This window comes from Algoriphagus sp. TR-M9 (assembly GCF_027594545.1).
In the GTDB taxonomy this organism is placed as follows: Bacteria; Bacteroidota; Bacteroidia; order Cytophagales; family Cyclobacteriaceae; genus Algoriphagus; species Algoriphagus halophytocola.
In genome coordinates this window covers 1,616,041-1,634,037 of the sequence record NZ_CP115160.1, presented here as the reverse complement: position 1 = coordinate 1,634,037, position 17,997 = coordinate 1,616,041, and the positions used below count along the sequence as shown (strand labels likewise).

Annotated in this window: 16 protein-coding genes and 2 tRNA genes; 2 read left to right on the top strand and 16 right to left on the bottom strand. The window is 43.6% G+C overall.

Going from position 1 to position 17,997, the window contains the following annotated elements:
* Positions 1-17: 17 nt before the first annotated feature.
* The 4 genes from PBT90_RS07170 to PBT90_RS07155 form a co-directional block, all read right to left on the bottom strand.
* On the bottom strand, positions 18-911 hold the full coding sequence (locus PBT90_RS07170) for a PIG-L deacetylase family protein (protein ID WP_264809704.1): 894 nt from the start codon (positions 909-911) through the stop codon (positions 18-20).
* Positions 902-4,318, bottom strand: coding sequence for a HEAT repeat domain-containing protein (locus tag PBT90_RS07165; protein WP_264809703.1), 3,417 nt, complete (start codon positions 4,316-4,318; stop codon positions 902-904). Before PBT90_RS07165 ends, PBT90_RS07170 begins: the two co-directional genes overlap by 10 nt.
* A 187-nt stretch (positions 4,319-4,505) precedes the next feature.
* A tRNA-Glu gene (locus PBT90_RS07160) sits at positions 4,506-4,577 on the bottom strand.
* Positions 4,578-4,637: 60 nt separating this feature from the next.
* Positions 4,638-4,709, bottom strand: a tRNA-Glu gene (locus tag PBT90_RS07155).
* 175 nt (positions 4,710-4,884) lie between these two features.
* Here PBT90_RS07155 and gap point away from each other — a divergent pair.
* The gene (gap, locus tag PBT90_RS07150; protein WP_264809702.1) at positions 4,885-5,916 is read left to right on the top strand and encodes a type I glyceraldehyde-3-phosphate dehydrogenase; all 1,032 of its coding nucleotides are present in this window, start codon (positions 4,885-4,887) and stop codon (positions 5,914-5,916) included.
* Here the strand turns inward: gap and PBT90_RS07145 are convergent.
* From PBT90_RS07145 to PBT90_RS07120, 6 genes are all read right to left on the bottom strand, one after another.
* Positions 5,913-6,974: a VOC family protein gene (locus PBT90_RS07145; protein WP_270132408.1), complete on the bottom strand. Its 1,062-nt coding sequence runs from the start codon at positions 6,972-6,974 to the stop codon at positions 5,913-5,915. The genes gap and PBT90_RS07145 overlap by 4 nt on opposite strands.
* A 27-nt stretch (positions 6,975-7,001) precedes the next feature.
* Positions 7,002-7,700, bottom strand: coding sequence for a TIGR04283 family arsenosugar biosynthesis glycosyltransferase (locus PBT90_RS07140; RefSeq protein ID WP_264809700.1), 699 nt, complete (start codon positions 7,698-7,700; stop codon positions 7,002-7,004).
* Entirely contained in the window at positions 7,693-8,313 is a 621-nt protein-coding gene (locus PBT90_RS07135) for a DUF6134 family protein (protein ID WP_264809699.1), read from the bottom strand. The genes PBT90_RS07140 and PBT90_RS07135 overlap by 8 nt, the downstream gene beginning before the upstream one ends.
* Before the next feature lie 74 nt (positions 8,314-8,387).
* Positions 8,388-9,005, bottom strand: coding sequence for a TIGR04282 family arsenosugar biosynthesis glycosyltransferase (locus tag PBT90_RS07130; RefSeq protein ID WP_270132405.1), 618 nt, complete (start codon positions 9,003-9,005; stop codon positions 8,388-8,390).
* Complete coding sequence (arsS, locus tag PBT90_RS07125; RefSeq protein ID WP_270132403.1) at positions 9,002-10,051, bottom strand: arsenosugar biosynthesis radical SAM (seleno)protein ArsS; 1,050 nt, start codon at positions 10,049-10,051, stop codon at positions 9,002-9,004. Before arsS ends, PBT90_RS07130 begins: the two co-directional genes overlap by 4 nt.
* Before the next feature lie 322 nt (positions 10,052-10,373).
* A complete protein-coding gene (locus PBT90_RS07120) occupies positions 10,374-10,706 on the bottom strand; it encodes an arsenosugar biosynthesis-associated peroxidase-like protein (protein WP_264809696.1) in 333 nt (110 codons plus the stop codon).
* Positions 10,707-10,877: 171 nt separating this feature from the next.
* Here PBT90_RS07120 and PBT90_RS07115 point away from each other — a divergent pair, with 171 nt between their 5' ends.
* A complete protein-coding gene (locus PBT90_RS07115; protein ID WP_264809695.1) occupies positions 10,878-11,513 on the top strand; it encodes a peroxiredoxin in 636 nt (211 codons plus the stop codon).
* An 84-nt stretch (positions 11,514-11,597) separates the two neighbouring features.
* Here PBT90_RS07115 and PBT90_RS07110 read toward each other — a convergent pair whose 3' ends face one another.
* The 6 genes from PBT90_RS07110 to PBT90_RS07085 all read right to left on the bottom strand — a co-directional run bounded on the left by PBT90_RS07110 (position 11,598) and on the right by PBT90_RS07085 (position 17,847).
* Positions 11,598-12,263 (bottom strand): beta/alpha barrel domain-containing protein, encoded by a 666-nt coding sequence (locus tag PBT90_RS07110; protein ID WP_264809694.1) that lies wholly within the window; start codon positions 12,261-12,263, stop codon positions 11,598-11,600.
* Positions 12,264-12,428: 165 nt separating this feature from the next.
* Positions 12,429-12,713 carry a DUF1330 domain-containing protein gene (locus tag PBT90_RS07105; RefSeq protein ID WP_264809693.1) on the bottom strand — a complete coding sequence of 95 codons (285 nt, stop codon included), beginning with the start codon at positions 12,711-12,713 and terminating at the stop codon, positions 12,429-12,431.
* Between the two features lie 12 nt (positions 12,714-12,725).
* Entirely contained in the window at positions 12,726-14,120 is a 1,395-nt protein-coding gene (locus PBT90_RS07100) for a TolC family protein (protein WP_264809692.1), read from the bottom strand.
* Positions 14,117-15,472 carry an HlyD family secretion protein gene (locus PBT90_RS07095; RefSeq protein ID WP_264809691.1) on the bottom strand — a complete coding sequence of 452 codons (1,356 nt, stop codon included), beginning with the start codon at positions 15,470-15,472 and terminating at the stop codon, positions 14,117-14,119. The genes PBT90_RS07100 and PBT90_RS07095 overlap by 4 nt, the downstream gene beginning before the upstream one ends.
* 4 nt (positions 15,473-15,476) lie before the next feature.
* A complete protein-coding gene (locus PBT90_RS07090) occupies positions 15,477-17,177 on the bottom strand; it encodes a peptidase domain-containing ABC transporter (RefSeq protein ID WP_264809690.1) in 1,701 nt (566 codons plus the stop codon).
* Entirely contained in the window at positions 17,164-17,847 is a 684-nt protein-coding gene (locus PBT90_RS07085) for a TetR/AcrR family transcriptional regulator (protein WP_264809689.1), read from the bottom strand. The genes PBT90_RS07090 and PBT90_RS07085 overlap by 14 nt, the downstream gene beginning before the upstream one ends.
* Positions 17,848-17,997: the final 150 nt, after the last annotated feature.

Below are 17,997 nucleotides of genomic sequence, written 5' to 3'. Positions count from 1 at the left end.
TTAACGTAAACCCAAATTTACCTAAAAGCCACCTGCACAGGTGGCTTTTTTGTTGGAACCTCATAGAAATATTCCCTGTCAAATATCCTAGAATAAATAAATCCCGGCACCACATCATGGTAAGGTAAAAGGTCCTGTAAGGTTTCTGCCTGGCTTGCATGCCCACTCACTACTTCCATCACCCGATCAAAATAAGCTGTAGTTTTGATGTAAAAGCTAGGATTGGGTAGTCCTTGAGTCGGATCAATGGGATAGTTTTCCTGAAAGCCTTTGGACATTTTCATTGCCAAATCTATTTGCTTAGGCGAAAGTGTCACCTGAAATAAAGCTCTAGGAGAAAAACCGCTTTTTCCTACCATGTCCTGAAATAGCTGCTCCAAAGCTAAGCCAGTAAGTTTATGATCAGGATGCCCATATAATCCCACTTTGGAATCATAGCTTATGAGCGCGTCTGGCTTAAATTTCTGGATGGCTTGAAGCGCTATACTTTTAATAGAATCAACCCCCATGTTGGCTAAACCTCCATCTGGATAACTCAGCAGTTCCAAATACTCAGCACCTATTACCTCAGCAGCGTGATTCATTTCCAGGGTTCTGATCTCTGCAAGTTCCTCCGGAGTATATGCTCCATTCGTATCGGCGGCCTCGCCTTGGGTCAGGCAGACCAAAATCACCCGGTGACCCACATTGTTCATTTTCATCAATGTGCCAGCCACAGTCACCTCATCATCCGGATGTGGAAAAAAAGCCAGGATTGTTTTGGCACTATCTGCCCGAAAAAGCAATTCTTGCTGAGGAATAGAAGAATCATGCAGAAGCCTTCTTCCCAGCCCTATTAAAACCAAAGGGACCAGCACAACTATGCTGATCCCAATAATTAATGTGATTTTTATCCCCTTTCTTATTCCCATTCTTTATTCATGGTAGAAAGGAAACTTACGAGATCCCTGATTTCTCTTTTGCTCAGCATCTGCTTCATATCCGGCATACTAGACGGAGAATTAGTGCGCTCCTCGATGCTGCTATTCATAATTAAGGTATCAGGCTTAGCTCCTACTTTCATTAGGAGGCCGTCTGCCTGTTCTTCCATGAGCGTACCATTCACTTCTTTGCCATCCTTTAACTTCAACTGTACAAAACCATAGCCTGGCGCAAGCCTTTTACTAGGGTCAATCAAAGCCTCTAATAGCTGAGTTCGAGTGATTCTATTTGCGACTCCATTCAGATGAGGCCCAGCAGTCCCTCCCATGTCATCATAGCCATGACAGCGAATACACTGAGCGGCTTGATTTTGGAAGAAAATAGCCCTTCCAGCCCGCACGCTTCCGCCTTCAAGTGCTCCAGCGTACAGCGCTACCAAATCCCCGTCCGTACGCTCTTCCTGGACAGCATCATATTTCTGCTGCAACTCTTCACTCCCTGTAGCTGCAATAGCTTCTTCCAGCTCAATCAACACCTCATTTGGCAGTTTATCATTCTTCAGGTCTTCCAATAAGGTATCCCAAAGCGGTAATTCAGCGGAATTGGATAGATTTCCAAGACTCAACAGAGCCGCTTGCTTCTCTGCTACTGTCTTATTCTGAATGACATCCTGTAAGAGATCTACCATCAAATCCTGAGAAATATCTGTCTTGGTCAATAAATCCAGTCCCACCACTCGTACAGCTCTGGATTGATCATCCATGGCTATTTTGATTGGCTCTGAAATCTGGTCTGGATTAGCATCTGCAAGGGCACGAAGTGCAGCCACCCGAACATTTTCAGAGCGGTCGTTTTTCAACAAACTCACCAACTCAGACTCTGCTCCATCAATCTTAAGTTTACCTATAGCCTTAGCTCCTGCTACTCGGACTTCCTCTTCAGAATCAGGAAGTATAGCGATCAAATCAGAAGAAACAGAGGCCTGAATAGGTCCCAGCTCACGCTCTATCGCACCTCTGTTTCTACCGTCTACACGATCCAGAACAGAGGGTTTGGCCCATGAGCCAATAGTCGCTATCGCCTCAGCTTTCAATACAGGGTTTACATTTCGCTTAGCGATATAAGCTTTCAAATTGTCCAAAGCCGCCGCAGTGCCTACTCGTAGATTTGCATTGATAGCGCGCCGAATCAAGGGTTCATTTTCGAAGTCAGTTCCTACCAAAAGATCTCCCAAAGCAGGAAGGGCTGCCTCTATAGAAAAATCATCATTGATCGCTCTAGCTGCCTCGGTTACGATATACTCATCTTCATCATCCAAAAAATCCACTATTGCAGGATCTGCCATTCGCCTTAAAGCTAATACGGCACCTAACCGAACCGCTGCTGAAGAATGGGTGGACAATGCTTTTATGGGTTCTACGCGATCTATCCTAGCTAAAGCAAGGCTAGCAGCATGTCTCAAATATGCATCCTCGTCGTTATTTTCTTCCAGGACCCTGATCAGCCCATCTATAGCTGGAGCGTAGGCGATTCGCCCCAATGCCTCTGATGCAAAAAACCGTACTCTGATTTCTGGATCAGCTAGCATAGGAAGTAAGGCCTCTCCTGCTTTGGCATTTTTGATGTCGCCTAGCCACTTAGCTGCCTGGGCCCGGATCTCCGGATCCTGATCCTGCAGCAGGCTAATCAAAGGATCTGCATAATCCATATTTTCCATTCTAGCCAATTGGCTGAGCCCGACTATGGCATGAATGCGTGCGTATTGGTTACCCGTCTGTGAGATTGCTTCTTCGAAGACTTTGGCTCCTGCATCACCTCGCTTTGCCAATTCAAATTGGGCTTTTCTACGAATTCTCATATCCGCATCGCTGAGATACGCTCCCAAAGCTTGATCAGTGAGAGTTTTGAAGTCAGTTTTCATGACTTGCTCCGTGATTTTTCTAGCTTCCCAATCCGCTCCTGCCTCGTCATCTAATTTCCAAACACGGCCCGAGTTTTTAGTCCCCCAGCCTTCTATCCAATCTGCAAAGTAAAGCGATCCATCCGGGCCGAAATCCAAGCCAGTAGCCAAAACACCTCCCATGACTTTCTCGGTCTGGGACATTTTGAAGGTCGCTCCGTCTGGTTCCAATTTGAAAGCATGAATCCCAGAAGTCGTTGGATTCCCTACAAAGGAGGCTACGAAGAAGGTCTCTTTCCACTTTTCTGCCAGGGCAGTGCCAGGGTTGTAAACCATCCCTGTGGGGCCATTGATGTAGTTTTGGATAGGCGGAGTGATGTAAGCAGCCTGTCCTTCGTGTCTAGGAAGATACAGTTTCTCGTCCATCCAGACTTTATAGGTATTGTTTTCAGGGTCACGGTATTTCCCAAATTGCCAGTTTGTTCTCCAACCCGTATCTGAGCCATTCACTAGGTAAACCAAACGCTCGCTCTCACCGCCATGATCACCATCATTATCCACAGAGATCAGGTTATTGTAAGCATCAAATGTAAATTCATGGGTATTTCTTACTCCCATGGCAAAAATCTCAAAATCACTTCCATCAGGATTTGCCCTGGCGATCACCCCTCTATTGGGGTACTTCCATTCTGTACCATCTGGACCTACTCCATTGAAACCTATATCTCCTATTCCCCAGTAAATTCTACCATCTGGTCCCTGTTCTAATCCAGACATCCCATGTCCACCGAATCCGATGTGAATTCCATAACCGTGAGAAATGGACTCTTTTTCGTCCATGATTCCATCCCCGTTGTTATCGCTCAGCCTCCATACGTCCGGCCCTACTCCTACAAAGAGGTTATCTTCCAGCTTCAGCAGCGCGCCTGCCACATCTGTGGTGACATCATTGAAGTCCTGAACCATCATTTGGGAGTATTCGGCCAGTCCATCACCGTCCTTGTCTTCCAGTCGATATAATTCTTCCCGCTCCACAGTCATATCCCTCCAGTCATGCGATCCATCACCGTTCACATCGCTCAGCCAGGTGTTTTTATCAGACATTTCGGGAGAAAGCACCTTCTGTAGAAAAGCTCTCTTATCGTCAATGGTCTGAAGACTGATGGATTCTATTTCCCAATCTTGATGACCACGGATATCAAACTCTGAATTCTTTTGACGATTAGTTCGAGTATAGTACAAGCTCCCATCGTCTGTCACCTGAATAGAAATAGGATCATACACCATGGAATCCACTGCCCAGAGTGACAATTTCAAGCCTGGACTCAAAACAGGATTGACCTGACTTTCGGCTGCTTCCACCATGGGCGCGATTTCTTCCTTGGTCAGCGTACGTTCTCGTAAATCCACCTTTTCCTGATTACAGGAGATAATTAGCGGTAATGCGGCTGCCAAAATGATTTTGGCATAGTTTAATTTTATTTTGGGTTGAGGCATTTTTCAAAAATTTATTTTCGAGCCTCCAAATTAAATAATTTAAACGTGGGGAAAAGTCCATTGATGTAAACTTGGCCTAAAAAACAAAAATCCCGGCCACAGACCGGGATTTTGTTCACTTTAACCACTAACAACCATAAAACAAAAATAAAATAAGACCAAGCGATGATTGAGCTTTGAGTCTTAGTAGTCCGTACGGGAATCGAACCCGTGTTTCATCCGTGAAAGGGATGCGTCCTAACCCCTAGACGAACGGACCATTAGGGGGCAAATAGCTTTAAACAAGCTACAGGATCATACTGTATTTCAAGCACTTATGTAGTCCGTACGGGAATCGAACCCGTGTTTCATCCGTGAAAGGGATGCGTCCTAACCCCTAGACGAACGGACCATTAAAGACCTCGGAAAACGTCCTTTTCCGTAAGGTTGTGCAAATATAGAGGGTTCAATTTTTAAAACCAATCTGAGCTCGAAAATTTCTTTTGATTTATGCTAAAATACTGAGTCAAAAGGAATAAAATTTTCTGGGGGAAGATTGAGTAGAGTTTTTATATTTTTGAATTCTAATGACCAACACCAACATGACTCCACAGAAAAACATTCGAATTGCCATCAACGGATTCGGACGTATCGGAAGATATACTGCCAAACTACTCTTGGAAAAAGAAGGCGTAAACCTAGTAGCTATCAACGACTTGGCTGATCAAGAAGCTATAGCCCACCTTCTGAAATACGATTCCATTCATAGAAAATCATCCTTCAAAGTCAGCCTTACAGACAATTTCCTTCAAGTGAACCAGCATAAAATCGGACTTTATGGGATTTCAGACCCTTCGGAATTGCCTTGGAAAGCGCTGGATATAGATGTGGTCATAGAATGTACAGGTAGATTTACCGAACGAAAAAATGCTGAAAAACATATTCAAGCGGGAGCGAAAAAAGTAATCATTTCGGCACCTTCTCATGATCCCAGTGTGAAAATGATTGTACTTGGGGTAAATGAACAGCTCCTGAACGGGACGGAACAAATCGTTTCCAATGCATCCTGCACCACCAACTGCCTCGCTCCCATGGTCAAGGTGCTGCACGAAAACTTCCACGTGGTCAAAGGCTATGCATCTACGGTGCACTCTTATACCAACGACCAAAATCTCCATGATGCCCCTCACCGGGATTTAAGAAGAGCTAGGGCTGCTGCTTATTCGATTATTCCTACCACTACCAATGCCGGGAAAGCTTTGGACGAAGTCCTGCCAGAAATCGCCGGGAAAATAGAAGCTTCAGCCATGCGGGTACCCGTACCAGATGGCTCACTGACGGACCTCATCGTTGAGCTGGAACAGGAAGCCAGTGCAGAAGAGATCAATGAGGCATTCCGAAAAGCGGCAAATGAAGGCTTAAAAGGGTACCTAGAAGTAGAAGATGCCCCCATTGTGTCCATGGATATCATAGGCAATCCGCACTCCTGCATTATAGATGCAGCGCTTACTTCCTCTAAGGGTAAAATGATAAAATTGGTGGGCTGGTATGACAACGAAGCCGGCTATGCAAACCGGCTCGTTGACCTGGTGAAATATATTTCTAAGGGCAATGGCTAGGCTTTTACCCGATTAAGTGAAAGTAGCTTCACCACAAAATTTGGCAAATTACTTTGCTTCTTGCGGTCGCTGAGATTCAGGTACCACCCCAACTTCTCCATGATCGGCACTTTGAAAGTTTCCACCATTTCAATCAAGGTGCCGTCTGGGTCTTCCAGATAGGAAAATCTCCCGGCAGCCTTTCCCATATCAAATTCATTTTCGCTATCAACTGTAAGTTCAATGCCCTCATTGGCCAGTTTTTCTTTAATAGCTGTCATGCCATTCACATCAAAACAAACGTGAATAAAGCCCAAATCTCCCCAATTTCGGTTTTCAAAAGCTCTGTTTCTGGGTTGATTGGTAGTTTCTATAAGTTCTACCTGGGTCTGGCAAAATAATTTCCCGAAAGCTCCGGTAAAATCGGATGAGCCCTGCAGGATTACTCTTCTGAACTTAGCATCCTTTCCTCCTACTTGCTTGAAATCTTCCCAAACCGCAGTTTCATCGCAGCGCATTTCACGTTGCTGCAAATGCTCTTGATACACAGGCAGCGCTTCATCTACTGAGGTCACCCCCACTACCACACCTGCTACTCCTCCGGTCAAATCCTTGTTTTTGCTAAACCAAGAACCGTTTTCTATCAGTTCAAAAGTATTGCCATAGGGATCCTTAACATAGAAATGCCAATCTCCCACTGGGTTTTTGGCAGGTTCACCGAGCATAGTAGCTCCCACAGCTTTCAAGTGCTCGTAGGTTTTATGAATATCACGACACCGTATTTTCACCGCCAATATCCCTAAATCAAACCAGGCTAATTCCTCCTTGGATGCCTCGGGTACTTTAGAAGTGTACTGCCAGATCTCAAAACCGCCTCCGCCCTGCATGTTTAATGCCAATATAGCATGTCTGCTTTCTACTTTACCAGAGGTGTATCGGGTCATCAATTTGGCTTCAGCACTGTCCTGAAAAATCGGCACATCCATCTTGAATGCCTTTCTATACCAGGCCCAAGCCTGATTTGCATCTTTTACACCTATCCCTACCTGTTGGATGCCATTAATTGTCGCTTTATTCATTCAGATACTTTTATGAAGTCTTCAATTTTACTTTAAAAGTTTTAAATATAAACTTTTGATCGAAGCTGGTTTAATTTTTAACAAAAAAAGAGAAAAAGCAATCAGATTTGCAACCTGCACCCTTAACCACCCAGCATGGACATATTTTCTCGCAGAGACTGTGAGCTTATGGGGAAGCACATGAAAATCAGTTTTTTGACGAATTCTACGCACCAGATCAAAGTCTTCCATCACGCAAAATTTCTCATCATACCCACCCAATAAAAAAAATAATTCTTTCTCGATGAAAAGCGATTGATCTCCACCACCTGCAAAAACCCCATTAAACTGAGTAAACCAACTGTTCAGCTGAAGCATTTGGCTAGATGAGTCAAATTGGTAGCTGAAGCATCCCGGAGATTTTCCTTTTTGAATGGATTCTGAAATCACTTCTGCGAACTTCCTGAAAGGGCGTACATCTGCATGTAAAAAATAAAGTACCTGACCACTCGCATTTTGTGCCCCTAGGTTTAACTGATAGGCACGTGAAAGCCTGGGGCTAGCTATGACCTTGGCACCAAATTCAGTAGCTACCCTAGCAGTATGATCTGTAGAGTGAGCGTCTACGACTAGGATTTCCAGCACTAATCCACTGGGATCCTTGGTCAAAACCGGCAACAATTCCCGGATATTTTCCTGCTCATTGTGCGTAGGAATGATCACCGATATGGTGACTTGCTCACTCACTGACTCTGCGGATAGAGTAATTCTTGATGGAATTTTCTAAAACTACTTTTTGCAAAACGCCATTTTCATAGTGAAAACGGTTCATATTTCCATTTACCTCAATTTCGTATACCCCTTTTTCTAATTCCACTATCTTAGTAGGCATTCCGAAGTTTTCAGAGATCAACACCTCTCCGGCTTTGGGTTCTTTGAAGTAAAGCATGGCCGTGCTCAAAAACAAAGGCTGGTTGATGGGCTCCTCATTATGAAATTTATACGAGTTGGCATCTACATCGTAGTGATCTTCATTCCAATGTACAGTGGTTAAAAAATTACCGCGGTTTGAGTCAGAATTGGTGGTGGCACGTATTAGCTGTCCATTTTCATAGAAGGCTTTCTGTAGAAACTCCACGTGGATTTTACCAAAAAACCAGAATTCCACTTTACTGTGGATTTTATAATTCGCCCCATTTGCAGTTTGCTGTTCGGTAGCCTGCATCTTTCCTATGGTAAATCCTGCTAAAACAATATCATAGTCATGGGTTTTCTCTTGGGCAACAGCACTGGAAGGCAGCCCTGCGCAGCTCAGCAGAATAATGAAAAGTATGGCGGCTATTTTTCGGTTGATTTGCATGCTAAATATGAGATAAGGAGGCTTTGTGTATTTGAAATCAGAAGTTGAAAATCCAGTTTTTTTCCTTCACTTTCCTAGTACATGGTCTTAAATTTTCTCAATTTCTGTTCAAATCGCCTCCAGTCCTCCTCGTAATCCACATCTGACAATACCGGTAGAAGTGCAAATGGGTGCTCGTTATTTTGGAGAAAATCAGTGGTCAGTTTGGTCACCTGCTCGGTACTCCAGGGAATCCCTTCGAATACACCTGGTAGATATCGGCTCATACCCAAAAGATAATACCCCCCATCTTTAGCAGGCCCGATCACCGCATCGTTATGGCGCAGCTCCGCAAAAGCCTGATTGATAACCTGTGGAGATAGCTCAGGACAATCGGTCCCAATGATCACCACTCGCTCAAAACCTTGTGCAAATGTCTCCCGGAAAGCATTGCTCATTTTTTCACCTAGGTCTTGGCCAGTCTGAACTTCAAACTGGTATTCATCACCATAACCTGCGGAATCTCCATCTACATAGTTTGAAAAATACAATTTCTTGCTCATCTCACATTGCTGCGCTATGGAATGCGTAAAACCACAGAGTTGAAAGTATACTTGCAATGCTTCCTCCTCTCCTATGCCCGCTGCGAGCCTGGTTTTGACTTTGCCCAATTCTGCATTTTTCTGAAAAATCAACAGCGCTTCAGTATTCATAGGGTAGTCCCTCCGCAACTTGATCCTGCTCCAGCTGTACAGCCAAAGCAATGATTATTCAAAACTATCTCTCGGTCTGCCAGAGATTTCTGGTTCCATTCACTGATATGCCTGGAATCCTGACAAGCCACTTCCAGCTCCAGCATTTGATTAAAATCACAATCATATAATTTCCCGTCCCAGCCTACAGAAATGGTATTTCTGCACATAACACCTTGAGCAGCCTGCACATTGAAGCTTGAGACCAACTTCTCCATGTAGTCCTGGTAGTTTCCACTGCGAAGTAGGTATTCCAAAAACCTACTGACGGGTAAATTGGTGATCGCAAACAGGGAATTAAAGTGAATCCCGTATTTGGCCCCTAATCTTTTCTTAAATTCCAGCTCCAACCCTTCCTGAGAGGCGGGCATAAATGCCCCTGAGGGGTTATAAACTAAATTCAAAATCAACCCTGTGCCCGCCATGCCATAGCCATGTTTGTTCAGGAGCTGAAGTGCTTGAATTGATTTTTCAAAAACTCCATCTCCTCGTTGGGAATCGGTTTTAGAAGCTGTAAAGTAAGGCAGAGAAGAAACTACTTCTAGCTTATGTTTCTTATAAAACTCAGGTAAATCGTGAAATTTTGGATTGGCCAATATGATCGTCAGATTACAACGGACTATAATCTTGATTTGCTGACTGATCTTCCTTATTTCTGCTACAAACCAACGGAAGTCTGGATTCATTTCAGGAGCTCCTCCAGTCAGGTCAACCGTTTTGATTTCATTCTTCCTGATTACTTGCAGGCATTCTTTCATGGTCTCACGGTCCATGATTTCCTTGCGGTCAGGCCCAGCATCCACATGGCAGTGCTTGCATACCTGATTACACATCTTGCCCATGTTTATTTGCAGAATCTCTACTTGAGTTGGTTTCAGCGGAAAAAGTCCAGACTCATTCATTTTAGAAACAAAGCTATTCCCTTTGTCGAAAGGAGCCATTTCCAAAACTGCGATTTCTTCTTGAGGGCTGGATAATCTATGATGCTGCGCTTTAAGGGATTTCATGTGTTTATAAGTTGTATTTCAATGGCCATAACCTGTCCCGTGACGAAGGATACGGGATGGAATCTCGCATACATTGTAATCATCCCAGTGTGTGACGATCTTCGACATGCTCGATTTCATGTGTTTATAATTTTTTTTTAAGGTCACATGGAATCTTCGCATGAATTATAATCATCCCTCTGCGTGTCGCTTCGGGTCATGCTTGATTTCATAGGAATATAATTGATTATTTCTGGTCAAAAAGAACCTCCGTGTTGCCTTGGTATTCACCCTGATCGGAGACTTTTTCATGCTGACTCCTACTCCAGCGGGCTGGATTTGATCACATGGAAATTTCTTTGACTTTGTTCATCATCTGGGTAGCATGCACCAGTGAAGCCCCTCCTCTTATGGCAGAAGCGACATGTACTGCCTCCATCATTTGCTCTTCATCACAGCCTTTTTCCATGGTATCAGTGGTGTAGGCGTCTATGCAGTAAGGACACTGGATAGCATGGGCTACTGCTAGCGCAATGAGTGATTTCTCTCTTGCTGTAAGGGCTCCTTCTGCAAATACTTCACCGTAATAGTCAAAAAACTTATCAGCTAAAGGCTTTTGGAAATCTCCTATTTTGTTGAATTTTTTAAGATCTTCTGGATTGTAGTAGGTTTTCATACGAATCGATTTTTATATATTAACGAAATAATTCAAGGGATTGGATTGGTTAACTATCAAATAAGGAAATGAGTTTAACTTTTAGCAGATATTCTCAGATTATAGTAACGAAAGTATTTTGATCCCGTAGTATAACCTACAATTTCTATAGACTTTAAACCAAAAAAACACATGGCACTAAGACTTGGCGATGTAGCTCCAAATTTTGAAGCTGAAACATCTGAAGGAAAAATCAATTTTCATGAATACCTAGGCGATGGATGGGGTATTTTGTTTTCCCACCCGGCAGATTATACGCCTGTGTGTACCACAGAGCTAGGAACCGTAGCCAAATTGAAAGATGAATTTGCAAAGCGAAACACGAAGGTAATGGCACTGAGTGTAGATGGTCTTGAAAGCCACAAAGGCTGGATCAAAGACATCAATGAGACGCAAAGCACGGAGGTCAATTTCCCCATTATAGCGGATGAAGACAGAAAAGTCTCCGAGCTTTACGACATGATACACCCTAATTCCAACGAGAATTTCACGGTACGTTCTGTTTTTGTGATTGGCAATGATAAAAAAATCAAATTGATCATCACATACCCGGCGAGCACAGGTAGGAATTTTGATGAACTGCTGCGAGTAATTGATTCCTTGCAGCTCACCGCAAACTACTCCGTGGCTACTCCAGCGAACTGGAAACATGGTGAAGATGTGGTGATCGCTCCGGCCATCAAAGACGAGGACATCCCGGCTAAATTTCCCAAAGGTCACAAGGTGGTAAAACCTTATCTGCGAACTACCCCTCAGCCAGACCTGTAAAATCTTGTATTATATTGATTATCAAACAACAAAGGCTTCTCTCAAGAAGCCTTTGTTGTTTATGTCCAAGTTTGAAATGCAGAACTATCTTTCTGATTTTATTTGGTCGATGATTGCAATCACCCTTTTGATTCGCTCCTCGACTTCTTCAAATTTACCCGCAGCCACCAGGTCTTTACGGAATAATTGGGATCCCATACCCACACATAATACGCCCACATCAAACCATGACTTAATGCTTTCCATAGTAGGTTCCACGCCTCCAGTCGGAATGATCTCCACTTGCGGCAATACCGCGTGAACCGGAGGAACAAAACCCGGAGTAAGTACATTTCCCGGGTATAATTTAACCAGCTCAGCACCCAATTCGTAAGCTTCCCATATCTCCGAAATAGAACCACAACCGGGAATCCATGGGAGTTCAAACTTTTTACAGTACTCACCCAATTTTGGATTCATCACCGGTGCCACGATAAATTCCGCTCCCATATCTAGAAACTTCTCGGCTTCCTCAGGATGATAAATGGTACCGGCACCCAGTGTTAGTCCTGGCATTTCATCAGCTAGCTTGCGCAAAGCCGGGAAGTTGCCCATTGCTTCCGGGCCTCTATTGACCATTTCTATGACTTTCACGCCAGATTGGTAGGCGATTTCCAGAAGCTTTAGACAGGTTTTTTCTTCTGGATGAAAAAAAATGGGCATCACGCCCGCCTCATCCATTTTCTTGATAAAAGGCGTTGGGTTTCTCATGGTATATTATTTTATGGATATCCGCTTTATCACCAGCACAGAGACCAAAAGCAAGGTAGGATATTTTAAGCTTAATAGTATAGGACACTTTGGACTTCGCTCACTTGTCTACTGACCAGAAAAGCAAAGAGTTTAAGGCAACTGGCATCCTTGCGGATAATCATGTTAGGTTTCTATCAGCAAAAATTTAGCATCGGCAGCACCTGCTCTCACAGATTTCGCATGCTGATACTCTGGACAGTTATACCAAGCAATTGCTTTTTCACGGGTTGGGAATTTCAGCATCACGAGCCGCTCATGATTCCATTCACCCTCTAATACGGTGACAGGATTTCCTCTTAGCACAAATTTGCCTCCGAAGGCTTGTACTGTGGCAGGGGTCAGCTCCTTGTAAGCATTATACTTTTCTGGATCGGAGATATCCACTTCTACGATTACGTAAGCAGGCATTATAAAATTGGTTTATTGATCAAATCCTATCCCGGCAGCTACTCGCGCTTTTGCCTGAGCTACCTTTCTTTTCTTGATTAATTCATTTAGGGTAATCCTGGAATCAATTACTGAAACTTCTCTTGAATTTACTAGAAAAAGACTGCTTTCCCCAATCTCAAACCTTCGCATCTCTCCTGTCAGCAGTGCGTTAAGACTGGAAAGGTTTTTAGAAAAAATGGAAATCTGAGAAGTCAGGTTGCTAAAATTATTCAGCTCAGCCTCCAGTTTAGTCCTCAATTGCAATTCTTTTAAATCCCTGGTATTCTGCTTGACATCGATCTTGGCTTTGGCCATGCCCAGCTCCCCACGGGATTTCCTCCAAAATAAAGGCGTATAAATACTCACACCCCATTTATAGTCACTTTCGAAAAAACTGGAATTCTCAAAGTCATTCAGGTTTTCTGTGAGAAAATTGTACTTCAGCTTGACCACCGGGATGATCTGCTGCGCTTTGAGTTTTCGCTCCACGGCTAAGGTAGCCAATTCCAGGTCTGCGATCTGCAAACTGGGATGAGTGGAAACCATTTGTCTCAATTCAGCTTCGTTTAAAATGATATCCTCCTCCACAGTAATGGCTTCCGGGTATATATTTTCCTCCAAAATCATGGGCTCCCCTGATTCATTCCAGAGAAATGTATTCAACTCCTGCACCGTCTGAAAAAGCGTGTTTCTGGCTGCTTCGGCTTTATATTGGCGATTGAGCAGCTGTGAATAGGATTCCACAGTATCTATTGCAGCTACATCTCCCAGCCTAAATGAGCCTTTCACCGCCTGAAACCGGGTTTCTGCTAATTCCACCGCCTCTTCTATCACTTGCTGATTGGCATAAGCCAAAGCCCAACGCCAGTACATATCTGTGGCTTGTAAGTACAACTCATTCAGGTATTGCCTCCTCTCGAATTCGGTAGATTCCTGATACAGCTGAGCTTGACGTAGCGCTGCTCTTCGCTTGTCCAAAATCAAGCCTTGACCCAAGTTCACCGAAGCACCTACAGCTATCAAACCATCATCCGGAGTACCATATTCTGGATTTAAATACTGACCGGAGTTTTGCTCAAATGACCCATTGAGTTCCACTCCCATCCACGTGGGAATATCCACACCGGCTTGTCTCTTTTCATAGTAATCCGTCCCTCCGTAATTCTTACGGTCTAGATTGCCATAAATCAGGGGATCAAAACCTCCTCTGGCTGTTCGTACGGCCATATCTCCCATTTGAAGCTGAAGCTGAGCCTGCTGGGCTATAGGGTGATTTTCTTTCACCCAAAGCATAAAAGTCTCAAAATCCAGCTGGGTATCAGACTGACCGAAAGCGCAAAAGGTCCCAGTATAGATCCAAATAAATACGAGTAAAAGCTTTTTCATTCTTTCTTTGCTCCTATTTTATCTTTTTCAAACTGGGTATAATAATCAGCCGGGAAGCCATTTAGTTGTCGCCAGATTTCGTACCATACCGGCACATTATTGAGAAGAGCAATTCCCTCAGCACCAGAACCCATCCTGAGCTCTTTTGGCCAAGGTTCCTCTTCAGGGTCCTCAGTCACCAAAATTCTATAGAGGTTATTGCCTCCTGTATGCTGATCTATGGCAACGATTTTGCCGCCAAAGGTACCATTGGAAATTCTAGGCCATCCCGAAAACACAATGGCCGGCCAGCCGTCAAAAATAAACCGGACTTTATTACCGATCTCAATCAATGGCAAATCTACCGGCTGCACATATAGCTCTACAGCCAGCTGGGCATTTTCAGGTATGATATTGACGATCTCCGCTCCCTCTTTGATCGTCTCACCTATACCCACTTGAACAGCCCTGGCCAGGTAGCCATCTTGCGGTGCCAGAATATAGCGGAATCCAGCCCTGGATTGATAGTTTGAATACTGGTTTTCCAGTTTGGTGATCGCTGCCTCAGAATCGTACTGGGAAGAGAGCGCCGTGTAAATTTCAGACTGAACTTTCGCTACCTTATCCTTGAATTCATTATCTATTGCATTCAGGTTTATCCTGGACGATATAAAGGAGTTTTGGCTACTGAGATAAGTATTTTCTGCTGCCATTAGATTGGCCTGTACCTCCTGAAACTTCAATCTTCTGGCTTCCAGATCAGTCAAGGACCTCAAGCCTTCTTTGTACAACTGCTCGGCACGCTCCAGCTGCGTTTTTCCTACTTCAAAATTCACTTTGGCCTGCTGAAACTTGATACTGTCTGACTGTACTTTCAGCTCAGCCATCTTCAGGGTGTTTTCTGCCTGTTCCAGTCTCAGCACATTGTTTTGTCTGATAGCCTGAAGCTGCGCCTGAAGCGCGGTCACCTTTTCCCGGTATGATTCCGCAGTCAGCTCCTTGGCCTCTACTTGCATCTGTGTCCTTGGCAGGAGCATGGTATCAAAGTACTCATCTTTGATTTCAGAAATCTGGAGAATAGTGTCGCCTCTGGCCACGAAATCACCTTCTGCCACATACCATTTTTCTATCCGACCTGCGATAATAGAATGAATGGTTTGCGGTCGCTGATCTGGCCTAAGTGCGGTGACTTCCCCCTGGGAGCGAATGGTCTGGGTCCAAGGAAGAAAAAGGGAAAAAATCACTACAACAAGTAAACCTGCGAGGATTTTGACTTTTTTCTTGTTTTCTCTGGATGGCAAAGTCAAATCCAGACTTTTCATCGAAGCAAAATCCCGAAGATCTTTTATTCTTTGGTTGGTTATATTCAGCATGGGATTAAGATTTCTTGGATTGATAAGCGCTATACTCAGAATACGTCCCTTGGAAGTCGATTTTTCCGTCCTGAACAGAAATTATTTTGTCTGCCTTTTTCAGGATTTCGTCCTGTACGGATACTATCAACAAGGTCCAAGGACCTTCAAACAGGTGTTTCAATACTTTCTGCTGACTCTTCAGGTCTATTCTTTCAAAAGTATTCTCTATCATAATCGCTCTAGGCGAGCCCACTAAAGCCCGGGCGATCAATATGGCTAAAGCCTCTCTCTTGAACAGCCCTTTGCCTTCTGGCTTTAACATGGTGTTTGCCCCTTCGGGTAATTGGTAGATAAAATCCGAAATGCCGACCAACTCTAGAATGGCTTTAAAATGTTCCTTTGGACAGTCCCTCCCCACCAAAATATTCTCCTTGATCGTGCCATGAAACAGCTGGTCCAACTCAAGGCAAGCACCAACGGTACCTCTGTATTTCTCCAGATTTATCAGGTCCAAGGCGAGACCATTGATATTGATCTTGCCCGAGTAATCTGAATACAGTCCGGACAACATCGCCAAAATTGCGCTCTTACCTCCTTTTCCGGTTAGCACGACTTTTTCACCTGCTTCTATCTGCAAAGTCACTCCGTCCAATAGTGGCTTAAGCATATCTGAAGGCTGAAACACCACATCTTCCATCTTAAACTGCAAGGAATTACTTTGGGAATTCACCTTCTTTTTGGTGTTTTCATAGTTTTCTAACTCCAAGTCAGAAATCTGGCCTAGTTTCTCTACCGCCACTAAGGTGTCGTAGACGGACTCCAGAGAAAGGATCAATTTCTCCACGGAATTCACCACCATAACTATAATCACCTCCGCTGCGACAAATTGCCCCAAACTTATCTGACTATCTATCAGCAATAAACTACCCGAAATCAGCAAGGACATCACGATGAGGACTTTAAACACGATCATGATTTTGTATTGGAAAATCAATACTGAAAAGTGCTTGCTTCTGAACTCCAGGTAGCGCTGAATCAGCTTGTCCACTTTCAAGATGGGCAATTTGGTGTTTCCTACGAGTTTGAAAGTATTTACCGCTCTGCCCACTTCTTCCAGCCAATAGGCAGTTTCGTACTTATAGGTAGACTCCTTCATCGCTGTCTCCATCCCTCTAGGCCCCGTAAAATAGAAAATCAAGGCCAGCAGCACGATCAACACAAAACTGAATATAATGAAGGTAGGGTGGTAAAATGAAAGTAACAGCAACCCAAAAGACACCTGCAAAATGGCTGTTGAAAATTCTATGAGGATTTTTGCTATTCCCTTTTGCAAAGCCACCACCTCAAAAAACCTATTGATGAATTCAGGTGCATAATTACCATGAAAAACCTCAGATTTGATCTTCGGAAGCCTGTAAGCTACCGAAAGTCCTACCTTGGAAAAGAGTCTTTGCTGCAGTTTCTCCGCGATTTGCAATTGCGAGATTTGCATGTATCCGCCAAAGGCCACCCCCATGCCTACAATAAGCACTAAAATAACCCAGGAGGTAGATACTCTCCCACCAAGGATGAAGTTAAAGATCGCCTGGATTCCCAAAGGAAGCGAAAGTGTCACTATTCCATTCAGCACCGCATAAAAGTAAATGGAATAGACAGGGCTTTTCTCTTCACCCAAAAGCCTGAAAAATCGCTTTAAAGGCGTGATTGTATTATTGATGGCCATTGTGAACGGTATTTATTATGAGTTGTCTAAAGAATTCTTTGCGCTTTTGCACATTCAATACGTTATCGGTCATTTCGGGTAAATGCTGCACGTTAAATGCCTGCAATATGCTTGATTCCACGACTGTAAATGCGAGCGTCACTGGAAATTGATAGGAAGGGCTAATTTCCGAAATCACTTCGGAAATCCTATCACCAAACTTATAAACATCGGTGAAAAATCCTTTTTTATGCTCTTCATCTACAGACTTGGTATAGTACACCTTAAAGGATTCATTGATTATGATTTTATAGAGACAGACCGGATCCAAAAACTCATTTTTCTTGAAAATCGGTCCATTCACCATCAAGTCCAAGCCCACATCGAGTTTGGCATCTGCAGACGCTAAGTTTGCAGTAGCATAGACAAAATTAATCTCCAGCCATGCCCAGTACCAGCCCGTAAGGTATAGCAGCAGCATGTGCTTATTGTCAAAATACCGGTAAATAGCGGCCTCACTTACATCTATTTTTTGAGACAGCTTTTTAAAAGTAAAATTCTCCAATCCTAACTCATCTATCAACTTGGCCCCTTCCTTTACTATGGAGCAACCTATGTCTGAACTGATCGGGTCCTTCAAGAATAGATTTTTGTTTACATCTATTTTGGTCTTGGCAATGATTCTTTCCATACTTAAAAATGGTTTACGACGCGATAACGAGGTAGGTAGTAAAATGGTTTAGCAAAACTCTCATTATTGTAAGTATTACTAACAACCTAAAAACCTATATTTCATCTATAATTAGTTAGAATCATAAAATTATATATCAGGTATATTTAT